General features: G+C 70.6%; 7 protein-coding genes and 1 pseudogene. 4 read left to right on the plus strand and 4 right to left on the minus strand.

All coding sequences use genetic code 11. From position 1 onward, the window contains the following. The first annotated feature begins 56 nt into the window (after positions 1 to 56). Both O3Q52_RS18410 and O3Q52_RS18415 read left to right on the plus strand, forming a co-directional pair. Positions 57 to 284 (plus strand): hypothetical protein, encoded by a 228-nt coding sequence (locus O3Q52_RS18410; RefSeq protein WP_269649872.1) that lies wholly within the window; start codon positions 57 to 59, stop codon positions 282 to 284. Positions 285 to 348: 64 nt separating this feature from the next. Further along, positions 349 to 2,058, plus strand: a complete 1,710-nt coding sequence (locus O3Q52_RS18415; protein WP_269649873.1) for an HEXXH motif domain-containing protein — start codon at positions 349 to 351, stop codon at positions 2,056 to 2,058. Between the two features lie 5 nt (positions 2,059 to 2,063). On the opposite strand, the gene O3Q52_RS18420 is transcribed toward O3Q52_RS18415, so the two are convergent. Both O3Q52_RS18420 and O3Q52_RS18425 read right to left on the minus strand, forming a co-directional pair. After that, positions 2,064 to 2,957, minus strand: a complete 894-nt coding sequence (locus tag O3Q52_RS18420) for a hypothetical protein (protein WP_269649874.1) — start codon at positions 2,955 to 2,957, stop codon at positions 2,064 to 2,066. Further along, complete coding sequence (locus O3Q52_RS18425) at positions 2,954 to 4,090, minus strand: SPFH domain-containing protein (protein WP_269649875.1); 1,137 nt, start codon at positions 4,088 to 4,090, stop codon at positions 2,954 to 2,956. Before O3Q52_RS18425 ends, O3Q52_RS18420 begins: the two co-directional genes overlap by 4 nt. 140 nt (positions 4,091 to 4,230) lie before the next feature. Here O3Q52_RS18425 and O3Q52_RS18430 point away from each other — a divergent pair, with 140 nt between their 5' ends. Next, a complete protein-coding gene (locus tag O3Q52_RS18430) occupies positions 4,231 to 5,457 on the plus strand; it encodes an arginine deiminase (RefSeq protein ID WP_186001210.1) in 1,227 nt (408 codons plus the stop codon). Between the two features lie 125 nt (positions 5,458 to 5,582). Further along, the gene (gene argF, locus O3Q52_RS18435; RefSeq protein ID WP_269649876.1) at positions 5,583 to 6,590 is read left to right on the plus strand and encodes an ornithine carbamoyltransferase; all 1,008 of its coding nucleotides are present in this window, start codon (positions 5,583 to 5,585) and stop codon (positions 6,588 to 6,590) included. Positions 6,591 to 6,667: 77 nt separating this feature from the next. On the opposite strand, the gene O3Q52_RS18440 is transcribed toward argF, so the two are convergent. Further along, positions 6,668 to 7,120, minus strand: coding sequence for an ATP-binding protein (locus O3Q52_RS18440; protein ID WP_269649877.1), 453 nt, complete (start codon positions 7,118 to 7,120; stop codon positions 6,668 to 6,670). Between the two features lie 286 nt (positions 7,121 to 7,406). After that, a pseudogene (locus O3Q52_RS18445) lies at positions 7,407 to 8,024 on the minus strand (hypothetical protein); the annotation flags it as partial.

Consider the following 8,024-nt stretch of genomic DNA (forward strand, 5'->3'; position numbering starts at 1 on the left):
CATGATGGACGGTATGCGGGGCATCGAGTGCCACTGCGTGAAAAGGGGGATGCACCTTGGACCAGCCGCCTGCTCTGTACGACGCCCAAGCCGCCGCCTGCGAGGCGGCCGTCGCGGCAGGTGATGCTCTCGACTGGGAGTCAGATCTGGCGGACCTCACCACGGTGCCGTGGGCCGCCCTGGACGATCTCCCCCCGCTCTCCGCCGATTCCCGCATCCTCACCGAGATCCTGCGAGCCCGGAGCAGCACGAGAGGTGGGCCCGAGCCAGGCAGAGCGGAGTGACGAGCCGCCACCGTGCATGCCCTGTCCCTGGTGAGCCCACATGCTCCATCGGAGGTCCCCGGCAATGACCAGCGAGCAGCTCACGTCACCGCTCCGCATGCCGAGGCACCTTTTCGAGGAACTCGCCGTCGGCGGGGGCTCGCCCGGGGCCCTCGCCTTCCTCGCCCGGAGTGAACGCGCGCGCAGGCTGCTCCTCCTCCGCACCTTGCTGGCCCGCCTCGACTCACTGCCCACACCCCTCGATGCCCCTGCCAAGGCGTGGCGCACGATCAAGGCAGCGGCCGACAGGGCTCCCGTGCCGGTCGAGCGATTACTCCTCGCACCACAGACCGGCGGCTGGCTCGCCCATGTGCTGCGCCGTCTGCACGGCACGGCCCCGGGGCCGGAACTCTGGGCAGAGGCGGGCCACTTGTCCGCCCTGGCGGTGTCGGCGGCCCTGCACGCCGGCACCGAGGCCGACCTCCGGGTTCCCCTCGTCGACGGTGCCCTCTTCCTGCCGGGTCTGGGCCTGGCAGAGCTGCCGGGCGTGGCGGGAGGCCTGTCGATCGGTAGGGTGGGAGCGATGCGAGGCGAACTGACCCTCACGTCCGAGGCGTTGGACGTAGCCCCGCTCGTCCTTCGCCACCCCGCCGCCGTCCCCGTGCGTACCACGGGAGAAACGCCGGACACCGCCTCGCACTGGCTGCCCCTGCGCACCCTCACCCTCCCGGGGCCGTCGGGAACGGTGGCCGTTCCGCTGGACGATCTCGACCCCTACCGCGACCTCGATGACCCGATAGCCCCGGCCCGGCTCGACGCCGAGGAGGCGGCGGAATGGCAGCGGCTGTTCGGTGATGCCACTGAGATCGTCACGGCCCGGGGCACGCAGGGTCCCGGCCGACTCGATCCCATCGAGATACGGGCTGTAGTGCCATGGGGCCGTACCAGTGTGCTGCCCCCCGCCTCACCCACTGTGCGGCTCTCCGCCTCCAGCGGAGACTCCTATGCCGCCATGGTCATTGCCCGCCCCGCCGGCGCCCTCGCTCTCGCCGAGACCCTGGTCCACGAGTTCCAGCACAGCAAACTGGCCGCTCTGCTCCACCTGTTCCCGCTCCTGGACGACGACCGTGAGGAGCGGTACTACGCCCCATGGCGTGGGGATCCCCGTCATCTCACCGGACTGCTGCACGGGGCGTACGCGTTCACCGGTGTCGCCGGTTTCTGGCGGGACCGGATGGCCGAGGCACGGGAGTCGGAAGCCATGGGAGTGGCCGGCTATCACTTCGCGCTGCGCCGGATGCAGAGCCGCCTCGTCGTGCGGACCTTGTTGGTGAGCGGTCGGCTGACCGCCCAGGGCACGGTGTTCGTGACGGGGCTCGCGCGTACGCTGGACGGCTGGCTGCGCGAGCCCGTTCCGGCGGCCGCCCTCGCCCGGGCCCGTACCGCCGCGGCTTTGCATCGCACCGAGTGGAGGCTGCGCAATGTGGTCCCCACCCGGGTGGCGCCGACCGCACCGGACACCTTGGTGTTCCGTACCGACCGGGCGTCCTGGCTCGATGACCGTACCTACGCCTTCGCCGCCCCGTCCGTCGCCCCGCGCACCGCGGACGAGTACCTGGCCGTCGGTGACCCGGCGGGCGCTGTCGCCCGCTACGCCGACGTGCTCACCACCGACCCCGCCGAACCGCATGCCCTCGCGGGCTGGATCGTCGCCCGAGCCAACCTGGACTCGGGGCGGGTGTCCCGTCGGATGCTGGCCCGCCCCGAGTTGCTCCAGCCACTGCGCAGCCGCTGAGCACCTCACCCCACCAACCGCAACCGCTCCCCACACACCCCCACCCGCACGGTCTGCCCCCAGGTCAGCTCCACCGCATCCCCCTCCATCCCGTCCCCGAACGCGATCAGCCGTTCGGACTCGACGGTGAGGCTGAGGCGGGACGAGGCCGAGAGCCGGCCGGCGACCCGGGACGTGCCGGTTGCCGGTGACGGCCATGCCTCGCGGACGAACCACACCAGGCGGTCCTCCGTGGGGTGCGGCAGAGGCAGGGCGCTGCCACGCTCCTGCCACACCGACCGGATCCATCCGGTCGCCCCTGTGCCGGTCCCCACCAGCACCCCGGAGGATGCCTGGGTCTCGACAACACCCCCGTCGCCCTCCAGGCCCAGGCGGTATCTGGCCGTCTGATGTCCGACGGCGCCGAGATAGATCTCGTTGAGCGCGACCAACCGCTGCGTGTCGTCGGCGACGGCCTCGACCATGGTGAGTTCTTCGACGGCGCTGGTGAGGACCGCCGGGAGCAGCGTCGGCGCGTCCTTCGGCCGGTGCCGGACCAGGACACCGGGGTTGCGGCCGGGGTCGGTGTCGATGCCCAGCACCGGCTGGCCGGTGAGGTACTTGGCGACGTTCGCCACCAGACCGTCCTGGCCGACCACGACCACCACGTCCTCCGGCGCGAACAGGAAACGGTCCAGGTCGCGACGTTCGACCAGTGTCTGACGCCAGGTCAGGGGAATCGCCGAGGTGACGTCGGTCAGTGCGCGCCGGGTTCGGTGATGGCGTTCGGCGATCTCCGCGATGTCCCGGCCGCGAGAGGAGAGGAAGAAGGCGGCCTGTCCGTGCGTGCCGTGGTGGGCCACCAACTCGGCGTACTCCGTGGTCCGATGGACCACCACGATCCGCGGTGCGAGACTCACGCCCGCTCTCCGGTCCCGAACCTGGCGAGCAGCCCGGTGAGCACGTCCGGCGACACCGTCACGCTCTCGATGTTCGGCAGGTTCTCCGCGAGCCGCGTCCCGGTCAGGGCGTGCAGGGTCGCCACGTCCACATCTCCGTGCACGCGCAGCCACGCAGCCTGGGCCTGCGCCCGTGCCTCGCCCACCTCGCGCGCACCCTCGGCCTCGGCACGAGCGAGCCGAACGGACCGGGCGGCCTCGGCATCGGCCAGTTTCACGGTGCGCGCCGCCTCGGCGTCGGTGAGCCTGACCGACCGCTCCGCTTCCGCCTCCGCCAGCTTCACCGACCGCTCGGCCTCCGCCTGAGCCAGCCGTACCGTCCGGGCCGCTTCCGCACCCGCCCGAACCCCGTCCGCCGCCGCGTGCTCCTCCGCCTCGCGACGGGCGTTCGTGCCGCGCTGGTCGACCAACTGCTCCTCGCGGCGGGCGAGTTCGATCTGGCTGGCCAGTTCGTTCTCGGCGATGGCCAGCTCCCGCTCGACGGCCACCGCCCGGCGCTCGTACGTGGCCCGGTCGGCCTCCTGCTGGATCAGTTCCCTGGCCGGCGTGCGCAGCGCGCGCTCCACCTCGGGCTCCGGGCGCAGCGCCACCACGCGCACCGCGACCACCTCGATACCGGTGGCCGGCAGGCGGGGCTCCGCAGCCAGGCCGGCGGCGACGCGCTCGCGGACCGCCGCCACCCCGTCGACCAGGGCCGCCGACAGCGTCGTGCGGGCGAGGACGTCGAGTGCGTGCTGCTGGGCCGTCTCCGTGAGCAGCGTGCCCAGCTGTTCCAGTGGCGCACCACGCCACGCTCCGGTGTCCGGGTCGATGGAGAAGTCCAGCCGGGCGGCGGCGAGTGCCGGGTCGCTGACCCGGTAGGTGACCGTCGCCTGTACCGCCACGTCCTGGAAGTCGGACGTACGGGCATGGAAGGTCATCGCCAACTCCCGGTCGTCGACCGGGACTTCGGAGAGTGCCGCGGTGAGCGCGCGGAACCAGAAGCTGAGCCCCGGCCCGTCGTGCAGCAGCTTGCCGCCCCGGTGGTGCCGGACGTGTGCCGTCGGCGCGCCGCGCAGATGGCGCCAGCCCAGGCGCCGGGTGATGTCGGCCATGTGTGTGCGACCCCCTCCATGTTTTTCGTCAGTGCGACGATAATCACCGCCCTCTGTAATCGTCAAGGGGACGAGAACAAGAAATCGAGGAAACGGTCGACCGGGGGGTGAAGACGGTCACCGGTGGTCAGGATGGAGGCATGGGATTCCACGTCGACTCCGAAGCCGGGCGGCTGCGCCGCGTCATCCTGCACCGGCCGGATCTTGAGCTCAAAAGGCTCACCCCAAGCAATAAGGACGCCCTGCTCTTCGACGACGTGCTGTGGGTGCGCAGGGCCCGCGCGGAGCACGACGGCTTCGCCGACGTGCTCCGCGACCGCGGAGTCACCGTCCACCTCTTCGGCGACCTGCTGACCGAGGCCCTGGCGATCCCGGCGGCCAGATCGCTCGTCCTGGACAGGGTCTTCGACGAGAAGGAGTACGGGCCGCTGGCCACCGACCATCTGAGAGCCTCCTTCGAGGCGCTGCCCGCGGGCGAGCTGGCGGAAGCGCTGGTCGGCGGGATGACCAAGCGGGAGTTCCTGGAGGCGCACCCCGAGCCGACCTCCGTGCGCTTCCACGTCATGGACCTCGACGACTTCCTCCTCGGCCCCCTCCCCAATCACCTCTTCACCCGAGACACCTCCGCCTGGATCTACGACGGCGTCTCCATCAACGCCATGCGCTGGCCCGCCCGGCAGCGCGAGACCGTGCACTTCGAGGCGATCTACCGGCACCATCCGCTGTTCCAGGACGAGACGTTCCACGTGTGGTCCGAGGGCCAGGCCGACTACCCGTCCACCATCGAGGGCGGCGACGTCCTCGTGATCGGCAACGGCGCCGTGCTGATCGGGATGAGCGAGCGGACGACACCCCAGGCCGTGGAGATGCTCGCGCACAAGCTCTTCGCCACCGGCTCGGCGCAGACGATCGTGGCGCTCGACATGCCCAAGAAGCGCGCCCTCATGCACCTCGACACGGTGATGACGATGGTCGACGGCGACACCTTCACCCAGTACGCGGGGCTCGGCATGCTCCGCTCGTACACCATCGAACCGGGCGTCGGCGACAAGGAGCTGAAGGTCACCGACCATCCGCCGGAGCACATGCACCGCGCGATCGCCGCCGCGCTGGGGCTCGACCGGATCCGCGTGCTGACCGCCACGCAGGACGTGCACGCCGCCGAGCGCGAGCAGTGGGACGACGGCTGCAACGTCCTCGCGGTCGAGCCGGGCGTCGTCGTCGCGTACGAGCGGAACCAGACCACCAACACGCATCTGCGCAAGCAGGGCATCGAGGTGATCGAGATCCCGGGGAGCGAGCTGGGGCGGGGGAGGGGCGGTCCGCGGTGCATGAGCTGTCCGGTGGTACGGGATCCCGTCGGCTAGCGGCCGAACCGGAGGTTCAGGGCCTCGAAAGTGAGTCCTACGTCTCGATAATGATTCCGTATAGAAATGTGGAGCATCGTATAGAATTCCAAGAGTCCCTGTTTACGTAACCCTGGAGCGCCCCCATGGCGACAGTCCCGTACGCCCTCGCCGGCCGCCACTTCCTGAAGGAGCTGGACTTCACGGAGGAGGAGTTCCGCGGCCTGATCGGGCTTGCCGCAGAGCTGAAGGCGGCGAAGAAGGCCGGGACGGAGACCCAGCACCTGCGGGGCCGGAACATCGCGCTGATCTTCGAGAAGACCTCGACGCGCACGCGCTGCGCGTTCGAGGTCGCGGCCGCGGACCAGGGCGCTTCCACCACCTATCTCGACCCGTCGGGCTCACAGATAGGGCACAAGGAGTCCGTGAAGGACACCGCACGGGTGCTCGGCCGGATGTTCCACGCGATCCAGTACCGGGGGGACAGCCAGGAGGGTGTCGAGGAACTGGCCGCCCACGCGGGCGTGCCCGTCTACAACGGTCTGACCGACGCCTGGCACCCGACCCAGATGCTCGCCGACGTGCTCACGATGACCGAGCACGCCACCAAGCCGCTGAACCGGGTCGCCTTCGCCTACCTCGGCGACGCGCGCTTCAACATGGGCAACTCCTACCTGGTCACCGGCGCGCTGCTCGGCATGGACGTACGGATCGTCGCGCCGAAGGCCTACTGGCCCGCCGAGGGGATCGTCGACCGGGCGCGCGAGCTCGCCGTGCGCAGCGGGTCGCGGATCACGCTCACCGAGGACGTCGCGGAGGGGGTCGCGGGCGCCGACTTCGTCGCCACCGACGTCTGGGTGTCCATGGGTGAGCCCAAGGAGGTCTGGGACGAGCGCATCGTCGCCCTCGGCCCGTACGCGGTGACGATGGACGTCCTGCGGGCCACCGGCAACGCGGACGTCAAGTTCCTGCACTGTCTGCCGGCCTTCCACGACCTGGGCACCAAGGTCGGCCGCGACATCCACGAGCGGCACGGCCTGGACTCGCTGGAGGTCACCGACGAGGTCTTCGAGTCGGCCCACTCGGTCGTCTTCGACGAGGCGGAGAACCGGCTGCACACGATCAAGGCGATGCTGGTCGCGACCCTCGCCTGAGGGGTGCTGTGACGCTCGCCTGAGGGGCGCCGCGAGGGGTGTGAGGGGTGCAAGGGGCGCGGCGGGGGCAGCCGTCCCTACAGCGGGTTTCGCTGGTGCGGCACCGTCGGCAGCCTGAACCAGACCGCCTTCCCGGAGTCCGTGGGCCGGTGCCCGCACGACGAGCTGAGGGCGCGGATCAGCAGCAGCCCGCGGCCGTGCTCCTGCCAGGGGTCGGGCTCGCCCGACGGGTCGGGGATCGTGAGATCGCCCGGCGGGTGCGGATCCGGATCGTGCACCTCGACCTGGCAACCGGTCGGCAGCAGCTCCACGACCAGCTCTATGGGCCTGTCGCCCTTGGTGTGCTCCACGGCGTTCGCCACCAGCTCCGCGGTGAGCAGTTCGGCGGTGTCGCTGTCGGCGGTGTGTTCCAGCTCGGCGAGCGCGGTACGGACCAGGGCACGGGCGACCGGCACGGCCGCGGCGGTGTGCGGCAGAGCGATGCGCCAGGAGGCTGGGGCTTGGGGATCGTGCAAGGCGGGTCCGTTCATGGAGCAGGATGTCCTGCTTTCAACTTTAGGAATGGTACGACGCAACCGGACAGAGGCGCTCGGCGGGCTTTTTTCGGGACGTTCGGCCCGGTATCGGGCTGCTTACCCAGGTGAACGCTCCGCATCCCGCGTTCTGTGCCTGTCGTTACCGGCCTATCGACGAGTCGTGACTCCGTGACCGCGTTGTCGCGCATCCATGACGGAAGTCATCAAGACGAAATAGGGCCGTGGGAGGCCAGGCACGTCGGTGCCTGGCCTCCCACGGCCCTATTTCGGACGGGTCGGCTCACACGTGCGAGCCGGCCTCCCCCAGATCGACCATCCCCGCCGTCAGCGTCGCCCCGTCCGCCGGGTCGACCAGGATGAACGCCCCGGTGCGGCGCGAGTCCGCGTAGTCGTCGAGCGCCAGCGGCTCGGCGGTGCGCAGGGTGATCCGGCCCAGGTCGTTCGCGGTCAGCTCGGCGGCCCCGGCCAGATCCTTCACGATCGCCTTGACCGTACGGGTCGTGTGCCTGACCAGGACCCGGTCGCCGACCCGCAGCGGACGGTCGGCCAGATGGCAGACGGCGGCCCGGACGTCCCGGGTGAGCGAGGGCACGTCCGCCCCGGTCGTGATCATGTCGCCGCGCGAGACATCGCGCTGGTCGGCCAGGCGCAGGGTCAGCGACTGAGGGGCGTACGCCTCCCGCGCGTCCTCGCCGAGTACGTCGATGCCGGTGATCGCGGACGTCTCGCCGGACGGGTGGACCGTCACCCGGTCCCCGACGCGCAGCGAACCGGAGACCAACTGGCCCGCGTAGTAACGGATCTCGGCGTGCCGGATCTCGGCGTCGAACCGCTCGGCCTGGATCTTCTCCGTCAGCGGCACCGTCTGCAGCGGATTCCGTGTCCCGTCCGGGCGCTC

The organism is Streptomyces sp. ActVer (assembly GCF_027270795.1).
In the GTDB taxonomy this organism is placed as follows: domain Bacteria; phylum Actinomycetota; class Actinomycetes; order Streptomycetales; family Streptomycetaceae; genus Streptomyces; species Streptomyces umbrinus_A.